Raw genomic sequence first — 15717 nt, 5'->3', positions numbered from 1 at the left:
TCCGTGGAGCACTGGCTCACCGTCGCGATCACGGTCCTGGCCGTCCTGCTGGACCTGGCGATCCGCGTCTTCTCGATCATCTACGTCCCGATCAACCGGAAGCCGCAGACGGCGACCGCCTGGTTGCTCGCGATCTTCCTCATCCCCTACATCGGTTTCATCGTCTTCCTCGTCATCGGGTCGACGAAGCTGCCGCGTGCCCGGCGTGAGAAGCAGACCGAGATCAACGCGTACATCCTCGAACAGACCGAGGGCATCGAACGCGTGCGCCGTGACCACCCGTGGCCGCTGTGGCTCGAGAGCATCACCACACTGAACCGCGAACTCGGCGCGATGCCGCTGGTCGGCGGCAACTCGGCGGAGCTCTACCCCGACTCCGAGGAGTCGATCGCGGAGATGACCCGGGCGATCGACCAGTCGCGCCGGTTCGTGCACGTCGAGTTCTACATCGCGACGCTCGACGACACCACGCGACCGTTCTTCGACGCGCTCGCCCGTGCACAGGCCCGCGGCGTCACCGTCCGGTTCCTGCTCGACCACTGGGCCAGCCGCGGTTACCCCGGGTACAAGGACACGCTGGCGTTCATGGACCGCGCCGGCATCGAGTGGCACCTCATGCTCCCGCTGCTGCCGCTGCAGGGGAAGTTCCAGCGCCCCGACCTGCGCAACCACCGGAAGATCATGGTCATCGACGGCTCGGTCGCGTTCACCGGGTCGCAGAACCTGATCGACCCCTCGTACGACATCAAGTCGCACATCGAGAAGGGCATGGTCTACAAGGACCTGTTCGCCCGGTTCGAGGGACCGGTCGTCGCGGGGTTGAACGCCCTGTTCGTCACCGACTGGTACAGCGAGACCGACGAACTGCTGCTCCGTGAGAGCGACCCCGTCCAGCGGGCCGACCGCGGCGACGCCCTCGACTGCCAGGTCGTGCCGTCCGGGCCCGGGTTCGACGGCGAGAACAACCTGCGCCTGTTCAACGCACTGCTCTACTCGGCGCAGAAGAAGGTGTCGATCACCTCGCCGTACTTCGTGCCGGACGACTCGATGCTCTACGCCATCACGACGACCGCCCAGCGCGGCGTCGAGGTCGAGCTCTTCGTCGGCGAGATGGGCGACCACGCCATGACGTGGCACGCGCAGCGCTCGTACTACGAGGGACTGCTCCGCGCCGGCGTGCGGATCTGGCTCTACCGGGCACCGACGATCCTGCACGCCAAGCACTTCACCATCGACGACGAGGTGTCGGTGATCGGGTCGAGCAACATGGACATGCGCTCGTTCAGCCTGAACCTCGAGGTCTCCGTGATGGTCCGGGGCCACCGCTTCGTCGATGCCCTGCGCGAGGTGCAGGACGCCTACAAGGAGCACAGCTTCGAGCTGACGCTCGACGAGTGGGTCGACCGTCCGCGCCGGTCCAAGGTGCTCGACAACGTCGCGCGGCTCACGGCAGCGCTGCAGTAGCGGACGACCGGGAGGCGCGGCTCGGCCCCGGCAGGGGCGCTCAGCGCATCGGGACGGTGGACGCCAGAGCCGCGACGGCCCGCTCGAGCGGGCCCCGGCCGAGGAACCGGCGCCAGACCATCGCGAACACGACCGAGCCCAGCGCGAACCAGCCCCACGCCTCGGCCGACTCCGGGTACTCGGGCAGCATCGCGATCACCACGAGGTGTCCCGAGTAGATCGTCAGGGGCATCGACCCGACGGCGGCGAGCGGGAACGCGATCCGCTCGGCGACCCGCCCGCGCCCGTCGAACACCAGGGTGCAGAGCGCGATGACCGCCACCGCCACCCCAGCGGTGCCGACCACGTCGACCGTCGTCGACGAGTGGTCGCGCGGTGACAGGAAGAGCTGGGCGAGGGCCTCGGCCGGCGTGCTGCCCTCGGCGGCGTACGGGACCCCCGGGAACGCGAACGCGGCCCCGGACGGAAGCGGCGCGAGGACCGTGCCGACGACGTACGCGGTGGCGGCGACCAGTGCGCCGGACGCGAGGAGCACGACCTGCGTGCCCCGCATCTCCAGCCCGGCCCGGGCGACGGCGAGACCGACCAGGACGTACGCCAGGAAGGTGACCACGGGGTAGACCAAGCCGAGCTGCTGTCCGACCATGCCCGCGTCGGCGTAGGCCGGTGCGGTCGAGACAGCGACGATCGGCGACAACACGGCGCAGGCGCCCGCGATGGCGAGCAGCCACGCCGGGCGGACCCGGAGCACCGGGATCACCAGCAGGAACAGCACTCCGTACGTCGGCAGGATGACGTAGACCGGGGTGTCCAGGCCGATGAGCACGAACCCGATTGCGACGACGGCCGCGGCGCGGATCGCCAGGCGCGCCCGGACCCGCCCGATCGTCGGGGGCCCTGGCGGAGTCGTGCGACCGCTCGTCAGGCCGATCGAGACGCCGGCGAGGACGGCGAACAGCGTGGACGGGCGCCCGTGCGCCACGGCGGACCACGTCGACGGATCGGACCAGTCGAGCTGGTCCGCGATGCCGCCGATGTGCGCGGCCATCATGCCGAGCAACGCGACGGCCCGCGCGACGTCGACGCCCTGCAGTCGCACGCCGGACACGGACGCGCCCCGCACCGCGGTGGGCGGGACGGGGCGCGTGTCGGTCATCGGTGTCAGTTCGTGGGCACGTCGACGCGACCGAGGGACGCGTCGATCATCTCGTCGCGGGGCACGACCTTGATGCGCTCACGGCCCTCGGCAGCACCGAGCGCGAGCTCGTGGGTGTCCAGGTGGTGCCAGCCCTCGAGGTCGGTGTACTCGACGCCACGCTCGCGGAGCAGGGCCGGGATCGCACCCTCGGAGGGGTCCTCCGGCGTCCACCAGCTCGCCTGGTCGTTGACGATGTGCTGCACGGTCTCCATGGCGTCGGACTTCGTGTGCCCGATGAGCCCGACCGGGCCGCGCTTGATCCAGCCGGTGGCGTAGACGCCCGGGATCTGCTGGTTGTCGTCGTCGAGGACCTGGCCCTCGTGGTTCGGGATGACGCCGTGGCGCTCGTCGAACGGCAGCCCGGGCAGCGGGGAACCGAAGTAGCCGACGGCACGGTAGGCCGCCTGGATCGGGATCTCACGGATCTCGCCCGTGCCCTCGACACCGCCCTCGCCGTTCGGCCGGGTGCGCTCGTACCGGATCGCGGTGAGGTTGCCCTGCTCGTCGCCGACGAACTCGGTCGGCTTCGCGTAGAAGTGCAGGTGCAGCCGCCGGCTCGCCTGGCCGGTCTCGCGGGTGCGCCACTGCTCGAGCACCCGGTTGATGACCGTGACCTGCTTGTTCGTGGCGATCGCGGTCTTCGACGCCTCGTCGTGGTCGAAGTCCTCGTCGTAGACGACCATGTCGACGTCACGGACCTCGCCGAGCTCGCGGAGCTCGAGCGGCGTGAACTTGACCTGGGCGGGACCACGGCGGCCGAAGACGTGGACGTCCGTGACGGGCGACGCCTTGAGGCCCTCGTACACGTTCGCCGGGATCTCGGTCGGCAGCAGGTCGTCGGCGTGCTTCGCGAGGATGCGGGAGACGTCGAGCGCGACGTTGCCGACCCCGATCACCGCGACGCTCTCCGCGGTCAGCGGCCAGGTGCGCGGGACGTCGGGGTGGCCGTCGAACCAGCTGACGAAGTCGGCGGCACCGTAGGAGCCCCGGAGGTCGACGCCGGGGACGTCGAGGTCGGCGTCCTTGATCGCGCCCGTCGAGAAGACGACCGCGTTGTAGTGCTTCTTGAGGTCCTCGAGGGTGATGTCCTCGCCGAAGCGGACGTTGCCGAACAGCCGGACGACACCGCGGTCGAGTACGTCGCGCAGGGCGTTGACGATGCCCTTGATCCGCGGGTGGTCGGGGGCGACGCCGTAGCGGACGAGTCCGTACGGCGCGGGGAGCTGCTCGAACAGGTCGATCGACACGTCGTGTCCGTGGGCCTCGCGCAGCAGGATGTCCGCGGCGTAGATGCCGGCGGGTCCGGCGCCGACGATGGCGATTCGGAGGGTGGGCACTGATCGTCTCCAGTTCGTTCGGGTGGGGTGCTCCCGGTGGTGCGTCCCGCGCGGCGACCGTGGGGTCGTCCGGTCGCGGGTGGTGTTCAGCGGCTGCGGTCGACGACGGAGTCGGCGAAGCGCGTGAGTGCCCGCTTGACGGTGCCGTCGGGCAGCGGGGCGAGGGCGTCCACGGCTTCGCGGGCCCAGCGGACCGCGACCGTGCGCGTCGACGCGGTCGCCTCGTGGTCACGCAGTGCGGCGACGGCCGACTGGTACGGCGCGGAGCCGACCGCGTCGTCCGGGGCGCCGTTCACGTCGCGCTCGATGCGCAGGACGAGGTCCTGCGCCGCCGGGTCGGTCGCCGCGTGCCGACGCAGGTGCAGCATCGGCAGGGTGTCGACGCCGGCACGGAGGTCGTTGCCGGCGATCTTGCCGGTCTTGTCCGTCGCCGGTGCCAGGTCGATGACGTCGTCGACGAGCTGGAAGGCGACGCCCACCTTCTCGCCGAAGGTCCCGACGGCGTCGAGGTAGGCACGGTCGGCGCCGGAGAACATGACACCGGCGCGGGCGGCGGTCGCGATGAGCGAACCGGTCTTGTCGCTGAGCACCTGGATGTAGTGCTCGACCGGGTCGTCGTCGGGCTGCGGGCCGGTGGTCTCGTGCAGCTGCCCCATGCAGAGGCGCTGGAAGGTCTCGGCCTGCATCCGGATGCCCTCGGTACCCAGGTCGGCGGTGATGAGGCTGGCGCGGGCGAAGAGCAGGTCGCCGGTCAGGATCGCGACGTTGTTGCCGTACGTGATCTGCGCTGCGGGGACCCCGCGGCGGACGGGCGCTTCGTCCATGACGTCGTCGTGGTAGAGCGACGCCAGGTGGGTCGTCTCGATGCTGACGGCGGCCTTGACCACGGCGTCGGTCACCCCGTCGCCGAGCTGCGCGATGAGCAGCGTCAGCGTCGGACGGATCCGCTTGCCGCCCGCGGACAGCAGGTAGCGGCTCGTGGTGTCGGCGAGGGTGTCCGTGGAACGCATGGCGTCCTCGAGCCCCTGCTCGACGAGCTCGAGACCGTCGTCGACGGCGGCGATGAAGCGGCGGTCGGCGGGCGTGGCGAACAACCGCTCGCCGATGCCCAGCGAGGCGCGGAGGCTCGGCGCGCGACGTGCGACCGGGACGCTCGGATTCAAGTGCTGCTCCGTCTTCGGGGGATGGTGACCGGTCAGTCGTCGGCCGGGTCGACGCGCGGCTGCTCGCCGGTGGTCTGGTGGTCGCGGCGTGCCTTCGCACGACGGGCCGCGGACTCGCGCACCGTGTCGGCGACGGGCTTGCGGCCACGGTGCAGTGCGACGATACCGGCCGTGAGGTTCCGGTAGGCGACCACGGAGAAGCCGACGCCGCGCAGCCACTGGGTGAGGACCTGCTGGTCCGGCCACGCGTCGATCGACTCGGCGAGGTAGCGGTAGGCGGCGGGGTTGCTGCTCGAGAGCTTCGCGATGCCCGGGAGCACGCGCTTCAGGTAGGTGCCGTAGCCGAGGCGCAGCAGCGCACGCGGCGGGGTCGAGAACTCGCAGATGACCACTCGGCCGCCGGGCTTGAGGACCCGCAGCATCTCGGCGAGCGCCTGCTTCGGGTCGTTCACGTTGCGCAGCCCGAACGAGATCGTGACGGCGTCGAACGTGTCGTCGTCGAAGGGCAGGTGCTCGGCATCGCCCTCGACGAAGGTGATCTCGGGGTGCCGCTCGCGACCGACCGCGATCATGCCGGCGGAGAGGTCGAGCGCGCTGACCTCGGCCCCCTTCTTCGCGAAGGCCGCGGCACTCGTCCCGGTGCCCGCGGCGATGTCGAGGACCTTCTCGCCGGGCTGGGGGTCGACCGCCCGCACCGTGGCGACACGCCACAGCGGTGCGTTGCCCGCCGACAGGATGTCGTTCGTGAGGTCGTACTTGGCCGCGACGTCGTCGAACATCGCCGCCACCTCGTCCGGCCGCTTGTTCAGGTCCGCTCTGCTCACCCGACCAATCCTAGAGGTCCCGACCGTACGTTCACCGGACTCGCAGCAACGGCCCACTCGTCGAGCGCGCGGCCAGGTGGTCCACCGACCGCGCGTAGCATCGGAGCCGTGACCCGAACCACCACGGCGGCGCCCCCGCTGACGGTCTCCACCCGGATCCTCGACGACCCGGGCACCGTCCTCCGCCACGCCCTGCGCGACCGTCCCCTGGCCTTCGTCCGGAACGGTGACGGCATCGTCGGCATCGGGGAGGCGCTGCGGTTCACGTTCACCGGCCCCGACCGGATGCGCGACGCCGCCGCGGTCTGGCGCACCGTCGTGGAGTCGGCCGTCGTCGACGACCCGGTGCAGCTGCGCGGCTCCGGCCTGGTCGCGTTCGGCTCCTTCGCCTTCGCCGACGACTCCGCCGACGAGAGCGTCCTGATCGTCCCGCGCGTGGTCATCGGCCGTCGGCGCGGCAAGGCCTGGCTCACGGCGATCGACACGACCGTCGGCGCCGAGCCGCTCACGTTCACGCGGACCTCGGTGCCGGTCCCCCACGTCGGACCACACGTCTCCGTCGCGCTGCACCCCGGCCGGATCGACGAGGCCGCCTACGCCGCGAACGTCGCCGAGGCCGTGCGACGCATCGCCGCCGGGAGCGCGCAGAAGGTCGTCCTCGCCCGCGACCTCGTCGGCGAGATGCCAGCGGACGCCGACCACCGCGCCCTGCTGCTCGACCTCGCCGCCGCCTACCCGCAGTGCGTCACCTTCGCGGTCGACGGCCTGGTCGGTGCGACCCCCGAGACGCTCGCCCGCACCGACGGCACCCGGTTGACGGCGCGGGTGCTGGCCGGCAGCGCCGCACGCGGCGAAGACGAGGTGTCGGACCGTGCCGCTGCCGAAGCCCTTGCCGCCAGCGCGAAGGACGTCGAGGAGCACGCGTTCGCGATCGACAGCCTGCTCGCTTCGCTCCGCCCGCTCGTGACCGAGTTGCGCGCCGACCCCGAGCCGTTCCGGCTGCAGCTGCCGAACCTGTGGCACCTGGCGACCGACGTGCAGGCGACCCTGCCGCCGGACACCACCTCGCTCGACGTCGCCGACGCCCTGCACCCGACGGCCGCCGTCGCGGGCACCCCCACCGACGTGGCCGTCCGGCTCGTCGCCGACCTCGAGGGCGTCGACCGCGGTCGCTACGCCGGCCCGGTGGGCTGGATGAGCGCCACCGGCGACGGCGAGTGGATGCTGGCGCTCCGCAGCGCCCGGATCGACGACGACGGCACCGTCCGGGCCTGGGCGGGCGCGGGCGTCGTCGCGGGTTCGGAACCGGCGCGCGAGGTCGCCGAGACCGCCCTGAAGTTCCGACCGGTCACCGACGCGCTGGCCTGAGCGGCGCGGCGGCCACGCGTCAGTCGGCCAGCGGGACCTCGATGACGACCCGCTCGGCCGGATCGGTGAGCACCCGCTCGAGGTCGCCCCACGTCTCCGCGCGGCGGTACTCCCAGCCGAGGCCGGTCACGACACGTTCGACATCGACGTGCTGCGGCGTCGACATCATCCGCCGCATGTCCTCCGGTGGAGTGGTGCGTGCCACCTCGAGCCCGCGGAAGATCGCGCCGCCGTGGTCGTTGCCGACGACGACCTGGACCCGGTGCGTGCGCTCCTCGGTGCCGGTGACGAACGCCCCGAGGTCGTGCAGCAGGGTCAGGTCGCCGAGCAGCACGCGCGTGGTGCCGACCGACGCCGACGACTGTTCGAGGGCCGCGGCGATCCCGAGCGCCGTCGACACGGTGCCGTCGATTCCGGCGAGCCCGCGGTTCGCGTGCACCCGGATCTTCTTGCCGAGCACGCGCCCGTCGGCGACGCGGATGATCTGCGAGGCGCCGAACACGAGCCGGTCGTGCGGCCACGTCACGCCCCACACGGCGTCGGCGAGCATCGCGCGGTCGACGGGTCGTCGACGGAGGGCGACCTCGTCGCGCAGGAACTTGTTGCGTTCGGCGCGGTCCGTTGACCGCTTGGCGCCGAGGTCGGGTCCGGCGTCACCGTCGCCCAACAGCTGACGGCTCGCACCGACCCAGCGCCCGACCCATGCACGGTGCTCCGGCCGGGTCCGGCCCGTCACGCGGACGTCGGACACGAAGGTGGTGTCGGAGGGCCGGGAGGCGCGGGCCGGGTCGAAGGGGTCGGCCGCGTGTCCGCGGACCACGAACGTCTCGACCCCCTGCCGCTGCAGGAGCGCCGGGACCTCACGGCTCAGGGTGGGGTGACCGAGCACGACGGCACGACGGACCACGCCGCCGAAGTCCTGGTCGCGCAGGAGTTCGCGGTAGGTGACGACGAGGTTCCGGCCGAACCGTGCGCCGCTGGAGACCTCGGCGAGCAGGGGCGCGCCGAGCTCCCACGCGATGCGCTCGGCGTCCTCGCCGGCGTCGTGCCCGGCGATGACGACCGTGCCCGGTTCGTCGTCCGGCGACAGCTCGGCCACCGGGAGTCCGCCGTGCGCACGACGGGTGGCGAACGCGGTGTCGACCTCGTCGTCGGAGACGCCCTGCACGCGCTCGGCGTCGAGGCCGGCGGACAGGGGTTCACGGAACGCGACGTTGAGCTGCGCTGGCCCCGGTTGTCCGGTGTGTCCGGCGGCCGCGGCGACTGCCTGGCGGGCGAGGTCGCGGAGCGCCGCACGCACCGAGGCGTCGGCTCCGTGCGCAGAGGGCGCCTCGACGTCGCGGACGAAGGCGACCGCGTCGCCGAACATCCCCGGCTGGACGGTGGTCTGGTTGCTGCCGATGCCGCGGAGCTCGTCCGGCCGGTCGGCGCTCAGCACGATCATCGGCACACCGGAGTGGTGCGCTTCGAGGACGGCAGGGTGCAGGTTGGCGACGGCGGTGCCCGAGGTCGTCACGACGGCGGCCGGTCGACCGGACTCCACCGCGAGCCCGAGGGCGAAGAACCCGGCGGTGCGCTCGTCGAGCCGGACGTGGACGGTCAGGCCGCCGGCTCGCTCGAGGGCGACGGCCGCGAGCGCCAGGGCCTGGGATCGCGAGCCCGGACTGACGACGACATCGGTGACGCCGGCGCGGACGAGTTCCTGCAGCAGCGTCAGGGCAGCGTCCGTCGCCGGACTGCCCGATCCGGCGGGACCGTCAGCGATCGGTGCGGCCGTCGTCGTCTCGGTCGTGGAACTGGTCTTCGAGGTCTCGGAGGGTCGCGTCGTCCTGGTCCTTGTCCGTGAGGGTGTCCCCCGGAACGGGCGTGGTGCCGAGGAAGTCCGGGTCGTCTTCGGGTCCACGGTACCGGGCTGTCGTGCCCGGGGACGCCGGCGAGCGGCCGAGCAGGAACCAGAGCACCCCACCGAGGACGGGGAGGACGATCACGAGGAGGATCCAGACACCCCGCCTGAGGGATCGGACACGTTCGCGGGGCATCGTCGCGCAGTCGATGGCCGCGTACACCGTGAAGGCGACAGCGGCGACGACGACGATCAACCACAAGCGGACCATGCCCAGGAGTCTAGGTCGCGAGCCTGTGACGACCCTGCCGGTCGGCCGTCCGTAGACTCGCAGGGTGAAAGCGTGGCTCCTGTACACCCTGGCCCGGCTCGGCATCTTCGCGGCGGCGCTCGTGCTCCTCCGGCTCCTGACCCCGATGCCCTGGTACTGGGCGACGATCATCGCCGCCCTCGTCGGGCTGCTGGTGTCCTACATCGCGCTCGCCGGACTCCGCACCAAGGTCGCCCTGAGCCTGGCGAACCGCCGCGGTGGCCCGGAGCGCGATGCGGACACCGACTTCGAGGACGACTTCGTCGACGCGGCGGACACCGACGCCGCGGACACGCCGACCGTGCGCCCGGTGTCGGACGCCGACCGGCACGCCGCGCGCCGGGACACCGACGCGGAGTAGTCCGGCGGAGTCCTACGGCTGGACGGCGAGCGTGATGCCGAGCACGACGCCGAAGACCAGCGAGGCGAACGACGACAGCTGCAGTGCCGTGATGAGTTCACGGGGCTTGCGGGACGACACCCCGATCGCGAGCGCCGGCAGGGCCAGCAGCAGCGAGAAGTACGTGAAGCCCGTGCGGAAGTAGAGCAGGACGAACCAGAGCAGCACGACGTACGGCAGCAGCAGGAACAGGCCGTACAGCACCCGTGCCACCGGTCGTCCGACGACGACGGCCAGGGTGCGCTTGCCGGCGAGACGGTCCTCGTCGATGTCGCGGATGTTGTTCACCATCAGGACCGCGCAGGCGAAGAACCCGGCGGCGACCGCGGCGGCCCACCCGCTCGTGGTGGCCTGGCCGATGAGCACGTACTGGGTGCCGAGCACGGCGACGAGTCCGAAGAACACGAAGACGAAGACCTCGCCGAGCGCGTTGTACCCGTAGGGCTTCTTGCCGCCGGTGTAGAACCACGCGGCGACGATGGCCGCGGCGCCGACGAGCAGCAGCCACCACAGCTGGGTGAGCACCACGATGACGATCCCGGCGACGGCAGCCAGCCCGAAGAACGTCAGCGCGACGGTCAGCACCGTGCCGGGCTTCGCGAGGCTGGCCCCCGTCAGTCGAGCGGGGCCGACGCGGTACTCGTCGGTGCCGCGGACCCCGTCGGAGTAGTCGTTGCTGTAGTTCACGCCGATCTGCAGGAACAGTGCCACCGCGAGGGCGAGCAGCGCGATGGCGAGGTGCCCGTCCTGCGCCAGGAACGCACCGAAGTCGCCCGTGGTGCCGCTGTCGACGAAGCCCACGGTGGTGCCGAGCACCACGGGGACGACGCCGAGCGTCAGCGTGCGGAGTCGTGCCCCGCCGATCCAGTCCCGCGCGGTCGCCCGGCGCTTCGAGCGGACCGGGGTCGCAGCCTTCGCCGGGTTGCCCGAGCGGCCCTGCTTGTGCGTCGTGTTCTTCGTTCGTGCCACGACCACCGATCCTATCCGCGCCGCGTCGCACTGCACCGCGGTGCCGACGCGCGGGCCTACGAGGACGCCAGGTCCTGGATCGCCCGCCGGTCGGGTTTGCCGGACGCGAGCATCGGCAGCCGGTCGACCACCACCACCGCGGCCGGACGTGCGGCTCGGCCGAGGGCGTCGCCCACGTGGGACCGGACGGTGTCGAGGTCGAGCGGTCGCTCGGTGACCACGACCGGCACCTCGCCCCACTCCCCCGAGGCCCGTCGGGTGACGACTGCGCCGTGCTGGTCGGGCAGGTCGCGCACGAGCCGCTCCACCGCGCCGAGCCGGACCTTCTCGCCGCCGGAGATCACCACGTCGTCGAGGCGTCCGAGCACCCGGACCACCCCGTCCGACACCGTGGCGGCGTCCCCCGTGCGGTACCAGCGCAGGCCGTCGCGCTCGCCGAACGTCGCGGCCGTGCGGTCCTCGTCGCCGAGGTACCCCTCGGCGAGCATCGGACCCGCCAACTGGAGCTCGTCGTCCACCACCGCGGTGCGGACGGTCCCGAACGGCACGCCGTCGTACACGCAGCCGCCGCTCGTCTCGCTGGCGCCGTAGGTCGTCACGATGCGCACGCCTGCGGCGACCGCTCGCTCGCGGAGCGCCGCCGGGGTCGCCTGCCCGCCGACGAGGACCGCGTCGAACCTGCCCAACGCAGCCGTCGCGCGGTCGTCGTCGAGCACGCGGGCGAGCTGCACGGGGACGAGCGACGTGTAGCGACGGGGCGCCGCAGGGCCGGTGACGAGCTGGTCCGCGGCGTCCGCGAACGCCGTGGCGTCGAAGTGCCCCGGTGCCACGACGACCGGCGTCGTCCCCGCGGCGATCGAGCGGGTCAGGACGTTGAGGCCCGCGATGTAGTGCGTGGGCAGCGCCAGCACCCAGCTGCCCGGTCCGCCGAGCGCTGCGTCCGCCGCTGCGGCACCGGCGAGGAGCGCCTCGGACGAGAGGGCCACGCGCTTGCCGGTGCCGGTGGACCCGCTCGTCTCGACCACCAGGGCGACCCGCTGCCGGACCTCGGCCGGTGGCAGGGTCGGCAGCGCCGGTGCCCCTTCGGCGACGGGGAGCAGCGCGGGGCCGCCGGCGAGCGCTGCCTCCAGGCCGCGGAGCACCGCCAGCGGATCCGACGTGCCCAGCGCGACCAGCGGACGGCTCATGCCGGCACCGCCGGGCTCAGTAGTGCCACGGGAACGACGTCCACTCGGGGGCGCGCTTCTCGAGGAACGAGTCGCGGCCCTCGACGGCCTCGTCGGTGCCGTAGGCGAGCCGCGTCGCCTCGCCCGCGAAGACCTGCTGCCCGACCATGCCGTCGTCGACGGCGTTGAACGCGTACTTGAGCATCCGGATCGCCGTCGGGGACTTGCCGAGGACGATCTCGCCCCAGCGGATCGCCTCGCGCTCGAGGTCCTCGTGCGGGACGACCGCGTTCACCGCACCCATCTCGTACGCACGTTGCGCCGAGTACTCCTGCGCGAGGAAGAAGACCTCGCGCGCGAACTTCTGGCCGATCTGCTTGGCGTAGTAGGCGCTGCCGTACCCGCCGTCGAACGACCCGACGTCGGCGTCGGTCTGCTTGAACCTGCCGTGCTCGGCGCTCGCGATGGTCAGGTCGCAGATCGCGTGCAGCGAGTGCCCGCCGCCGGCTGCCCAGCCGGGGACCACGGCGATGACGACCTTGGGCATCATGCGGATCAGGCGCTGCACCTCGAGGATGTGCAGTCGTCCCATCGACGCCTGCGCGGCGGCGGGGTCGACTCCTTCGGGCGGCGCACCCTCGTCGCCGACGTACTGGTAGCCGCTGCGCCCCCGGATGCGCTGGTCGCCGCCGGAGCAGAACGCCCAGCCGCCGTCCTTCGGGCTCGGACCGTTGCCGGTCAGCAGGACGACGCCGACGCGGGGGTCCTGGCGGGCGTCGTCGAGCGCCCGGTAGAGCTCGTCGACGGTGCGCGGACGGAAGGCGTTCCGCACCTCGGGCCGGTCGAACGCGACCCGGACGATCCCCTTCGAGACGTGCTTGTGGTACGTGATGTCCGTGAACTGCTCCGCGATCGGAGCCGCGGTCCAGACGTCGGGGTCGAACAGGTCGGAGACGGGAGCAGCCATGCCCCCAACGTACCGCCGCCGGTCAGGCGCCCATGCCGGTCAGGACCTCGGGTGCGACGAACACGAGGATCACGATGAGGATCACCGGGTTGGCGAAGAAGGCCACCACGACACCGATCGCCCCGTACCACCGGCCGAGGCCACCGACGGCCGCGACGAAGCCGAGCACCGCCGCGATGAGGGTCAGGAAGACCACGACGAAGCAGATCCCGAACGCGAACTCGGTGTCACCGCCCATGAAGACCGCGAAGGCGCTGGCGTCCACCGCGGCGGACACCACCGCGAGGCCGAGGGCGATCTTGCCGACGATCGGGCTGCGGCGCTTCCGACCTGCCGTCTGGCGGACGTCGACGGTGTTCTGCTGCATGAGCCGCGCGAACTCGTCGGTGTCGCGACCGGGGCGCTGCGCACGCTGCTGCGGTTCCCGCGCCACCGCGCCTCCCTCGTTCCGGACGGTTCGATCCGGGTCGTGACCAGTGCCGACCGAGGCCGACCGATGCATGCTAATGCCCTGCCCTGGCGGTCCCCTCCGAGGAACCGGCAGGTGCCCTGGGTGCGGTGGGAGGATGGCCGACGTGCTCCCCGACCTCGCCGAACTCACCGCCGACGCGCACGTGGTCGCCCTGCCCATGCGGGTGCGGTTCCGCGGCATCACCACGCGCGAGGCGCTCGTCCTCCGCGGCCCCTCGGGCTGGACCGAGTTCTCACCCTTCGTCGAGTACGCCGACGCCGAGGCCGCCGCGTGGCTCCGGGGCGCGATCGACTTCGGCTGGACCGAGCACGAGGCCGCCGCCGACTCGGTGCCGGTGAACGCCACCGTGCCGGCGATCGCCCCGGACCAGGTCGCCGCACTGCTCGCGCGCTACCCCGGGTGCACCACCGCCAAGGTCAAGGTCGCCGAGCCCGGCACCACCGTCGACGAGGACGTCGCCCGGGTCGCCGAGGTCCGACGGGTGATGGGCCCCGCGGCCGCCGTCCGGGTGGACGCCAACGGACTGTGGAGCGTCGACCAGGCCACCGAGGCGCTCGAACGCCTTGCCCCCTTCGACCTGCAGTACGCCGAGCAGCCCTGTCGGACCGTGCCGGAGCTCGCCGCGCTGCGGGCACGGATCGACGGCCTCGGGGTGCGGATCGCCGCGGACGAGAGCGTTCGCAAGGCCGCCGACCCCCTCGCCGTCGCACGAGCCGGAGCGGCTGATGTCCTGGTCGTCAAGGCACAACCGCTCGGGGGCGTCACCGCGGCGCGGACGGTCATCGCCGAGGCCGGGTTGCCGTGCGTGGTCTCCAGCGCGCTCGACACCTCGGTGGGGCTCGGTATGGGCGCGTTCCTCGCCGCGGCTGCGATGTCCCCGGGGTACGCAGCCGGGCTCGGGACCGCCGCGATGTTCGCGTCCGACGTCACCGTGGACCCGCTGCTGCCGGTCGGGGGCCGCGTGCCGGTGCGACGGGTCGCGGTGTCGGCGGACCTGCTCGACCGGAACGCCGCGTCGCCGGAGCGCACGGCGTGGTGGTTCGCGCGGGTGGCGCGGGTGCACGCCGTACTGGCCGCCGCGTAGACCCGTCTTCCCGGCCCTGCACGCGACCGGACGACGGACGGGAGGCACGGTGCCAGCTGGCACCGTGCCTCCCGTCCGGTCCTGGTCGCGACCAGAGCCGCGTCAGTGACGCGCGTCGCTCACAGGCCCGAGTAGCTGTGCAGGCCCTTGAAGAAGACGTTCACGACCGAGAAGTTGAACATCACGGCGGCGAAGCCGATGAGCGCCAGCCACGACGACCGCGCACCGCGCCAGCCGCGGGTCGCACGGGCGTGGATGTACCCGGCGTAGACGACCCAGATGATGAAGGTCCAGACCTCCTTGGTGTCCCAGCCCCAGTACCGGCCCCAGGCACGCTCCGCCCAGACCGCACCGGCGATCAGGGTGAAGGTCCAGAGGACGAAGCCGACGAGCAGGACGCGGTAGGTCAGGACCTCGAGGCGGTCGGCGTCCGGCAGGGTCGCCATGAAGCGGAGCTTGCCCGAGGCGGTCCGGCCCTGGCGGTACGTCTGCACGAGCTGCGCCACCGCGAGCCCCGCACCGAGCGCGAAGAACCCGGTGCCGGCGATCGCCACGAAGACGTGGATGACGAGCCAGTACGACTGCAGCGCCGGCTGCAGCGGAACGACGGGCACCCAGTAGTTCACCGTCGCGATGCCGAGCAGGATGATCGTCAGCCCGGTGATGAAGACGCCGAGGAACTTCAGGTTCTGCCAGAACTGCACGAGCAGGAAGATGAGCGTGATGAGCGCCGTGCCGGTGAGCGAGAACTCGAACATGTTGCCCCACGGCACACGGTCGGCCGCGATGCCGCGCAGGACCACCGATGCGACGTGCAGCACCAGCGCGAGGATCGTCATGGCCATGCCGACGCGCTCGAACTTCGTGCCGCGCGCGGCCGAGCCGCCGGCGTTCGCCGGGGGTGCCGCGACCGGTTCGAGCACGACGGTGCCGCCCCGGACGGTGGCGACGGTCTTCGCCGAGCGGGCCGCGCCCACCGAGGCGGTCGCCGCAGCGTCGTCCGAGTCGGCACCAGCGTTCTTCGCCGCTGCCGTGACCTCGCCGGAGCGTTTCGCCATGTCCAGCGCGAACGAGATGAACGCGATGACGTAGACCGCCATCGCGGAGTACGTCAGCACGACCGAGTAGGTCGCGAGGTTCGTGGTCATGTCG

Annotated in this window: 15 protein-coding genes; 4 read left to right on the top strand and 11 right to left on the bottom strand. The window is 72.0% G+C overall.

From position 1 onward, the window contains the following. Positions 1-3: 3 nt before the first annotated feature. Positions 4-1464, top strand: coding sequence for a cardiolipin synthase (gene cls / locus EDF28_RS13285; RefSeq protein ID WP_123338849.1), 1461 nt, complete (start codon positions 4-6; stop codon positions 1462-1464). A 40-nt stretch (positions 1465-1504) separates the two neighbouring features. On the opposite strand, the gene EDF28_RS13280 is transcribed toward cls, so the two are convergent. From EDF28_RS13280 to EDF28_RS13265, 4 genes are all read right to left on the bottom strand, one after another. Next, the gene (locus EDF28_RS13280) at positions 1505-2620 is read right to left on the bottom strand and encodes a heparan-alpha-glucosaminide N-acetyltransferase domain-containing protein (protein WP_123938615.1); all 1116 of its coding nucleotides are present in this window, start codon (positions 2618-2620) and stop codon (positions 1505-1507) included. A 5-nt stretch (positions 2621-2625) separates the two neighbouring features. Continuing rightward, on the bottom strand, positions 2626-3999 hold the full coding sequence (locus tag EDF28_RS13275; RefSeq protein ID WP_123938614.1) for an FAD-dependent oxidoreductase: 1374 nt from the start codon (positions 3997-3999) through the stop codon (positions 2626-2628). Between the two features lie 86 nt (positions 4000-4085). Beyond that, positions 4086-5162 (bottom strand): polyprenyl synthetase family protein, encoded by a 1077-nt coding sequence (locus EDF28_RS13270; RefSeq protein WP_123938613.1) that lies wholly within the window; start codon positions 5160-5162, stop codon positions 4086-4088. A gap of 32 nt (positions 5163-5194) precedes the next feature. Continuing rightward, positions 5195-5986, bottom strand: a complete 792-nt coding sequence (locus tag EDF28_RS13265) for a demethylmenaquinone methyltransferase (protein ID WP_111084274.1) — start codon at positions 5984-5986, stop codon at positions 5195-5197. A gap of 108 nt (positions 5987-6094) precedes the next feature. Here EDF28_RS13265 and EDF28_RS13260 point away from each other — a divergent pair, with 108 nt between their 5' ends. Beyond that, positions 6095-7354: an isochorismate synthase MenF gene (locus tag EDF28_RS13260; RefSeq protein ID WP_123938612.1), complete on the top strand. Its 1260-nt coding sequence runs from the start codon at positions 6095-6097 to the stop codon at positions 7352-7354. A gap of 19 nt (positions 7355-7373) precedes the next feature. Here the strand turns inward: EDF28_RS13260 and menD are convergent, their stop codons facing one another. Together menD and EDF28_RS13250 are read right to left on the bottom strand one after the other, a co-directional pair. Further along, positions 7374-9062, bottom strand: coding sequence for a 2-succinyl-5-enolpyruvyl-6-hydroxy-3-cyclohexene-1-carboxylic-acid synthase (menD, locus tag EDF28_RS13255; protein WP_311394741.1), 1689 nt, complete (start codon positions 9060-9062; stop codon positions 7374-7376). 49 nt (positions 9063-9111) lie between these two features. Beyond that, the gene (locus tag EDF28_RS13250; protein WP_131921755.1) at positions 9112-9468 is read right to left on the bottom strand and encodes a PLD nuclease N-terminal domain-containing protein; all 357 of its coding nucleotides are present in this window, start codon (positions 9466-9468) and stop codon (positions 9112-9114) included. A 64-nt stretch (positions 9469-9532) separates the two neighbouring features. On the opposite strand from EDF28_RS13250, the gene EDF28_RS13245 reads away from it, so the two are divergent. Continuing rightward, positions 9533-9868 (top strand): DUF4229 domain-containing protein, encoded by a 336-nt coding sequence (locus EDF28_RS13245; protein ID WP_123292098.1) that lies wholly within the window; start codon positions 9533-9535, stop codon positions 9866-9868. A gap of 12 nt (positions 9869-9880) precedes the next feature. Here EDF28_RS13245 and EDF28_RS13240 read toward each other — a convergent pair whose 3' ends face one another. The 4 genes from EDF28_RS13240 to EDF28_RS13225 are packed head-to-tail and all read right to left on the bottom strand — an operon-like array spanning position 9881 to position 13442. Next, positions 9881-10882: a 1,4-dihydroxy-2-naphthoate polyprenyltransferase gene (locus EDF28_RS13240; protein WP_123938611.1), complete on the bottom strand. Its 1002-nt coding sequence runs from the start codon at positions 10880-10882 to the stop codon at positions 9881-9883. 50 nt (positions 10883-10932) lie between these two features. Beyond that, complete coding sequence (locus EDF28_RS13235; protein ID WP_123938610.1) at positions 10933-12063, bottom strand: AMP-binding protein; 1131 nt, start codon at positions 12061-12063, stop codon at positions 10933-10935. A 16-nt stretch (positions 12064-12079) separates the two neighbouring features. Beyond that, positions 12080-13009, bottom strand: coding sequence for a 1,4-dihydroxy-2-naphthoyl-CoA synthase (locus EDF28_RS13230; protein ID WP_111084280.1), 930 nt, complete (start codon positions 13007-13009; stop codon positions 12080-12082). A 22-nt stretch (positions 13010-13031) separates the two neighbouring features. Beyond that, entirely contained in the window at positions 13032-13442 is a 411-nt protein-coding gene (locus tag EDF28_RS13225) for a hypothetical protein (protein WP_123292094.1), read from the bottom strand. 133 nt (positions 13443-13575) lie between these two features. Between EDF28_RS13225 and EDF28_RS13220 the strand changes: the two genes are divergently transcribed. Then, positions 13576-14565, top strand: a complete 990-nt coding sequence (locus EDF28_RS13220) for an o-succinylbenzoate synthase (RefSeq protein WP_123938609.1) — start codon at positions 13576-13578, stop codon at positions 14563-14565. A 119-nt stretch (positions 14566-14684) separates the two neighbouring features. Here EDF28_RS13220 and ccsB read toward each other — a convergent pair whose 3' ends face one another. Then, positions 14685-15713, bottom strand: coding sequence for a c-type cytochrome biogenesis protein CcsB (gene ccsB, locus EDF28_RS13215; RefSeq protein ID WP_123938775.1), 1029 nt, complete (start codon positions 15711-15713; stop codon positions 14685-14687). Positions 15714-15717: the final 4 nt, after the last annotated feature.

The organism is Curtobacterium sp. PhB137 (assembly GCF_003814955.1).
In the GTDB taxonomy this organism is placed as follows: Bacteria; Actinomycetota; Actinomycetes; order Actinomycetales; family Microbacteriaceae; genus Curtobacterium.
This window is presented reverse-complemented; position numbering and strand designations above follow the sequence as displayed.

Coding starts and splice junctions, on each gene's coding strand:
- EDF28_RS13280 (WP_123938615.1), bottom strand. CDS start 2,620: ATGACCGACACGCGCCCCGTCCCGCCCACCGCGGTGCGGGGCGCGTCC.
- EDF28_RS13250 (WP_131921755.1), bottom strand. CDS start 9,468: ATGGTCCGCTTGTGGTTGATCGTCGTCGTCGCCGCTGTCGCCTTCACG.
- EDF28_RS13235 (WP_123938610.1), bottom strand. CDS start 12,063: ATGAGCCGTCCGCTGGTCGCGCTGGGCACGTCGGATCCGCTGGCGGTG.
- EDF28_RS13230 (WP_111084280.1), bottom strand. CDS start 13,009: ATGGCTGCTCCCGTCTCCGACCTGTTCGACCCCGACGTCTGGACCGCG.
- EDF28_RS13220 (WP_123938609.1), top strand. CDS start 13,576: ATGGCCGACGTGCTCCCCGACCTCGCCGAACTCACCGCCGACGCGCAC.
- ccsB (WP_123938775.1), bottom strand. CDS start 15,713: ATGACCACGAACCTCGCGACCTACTCGGTCGTGCTGACGTACTCCGCG.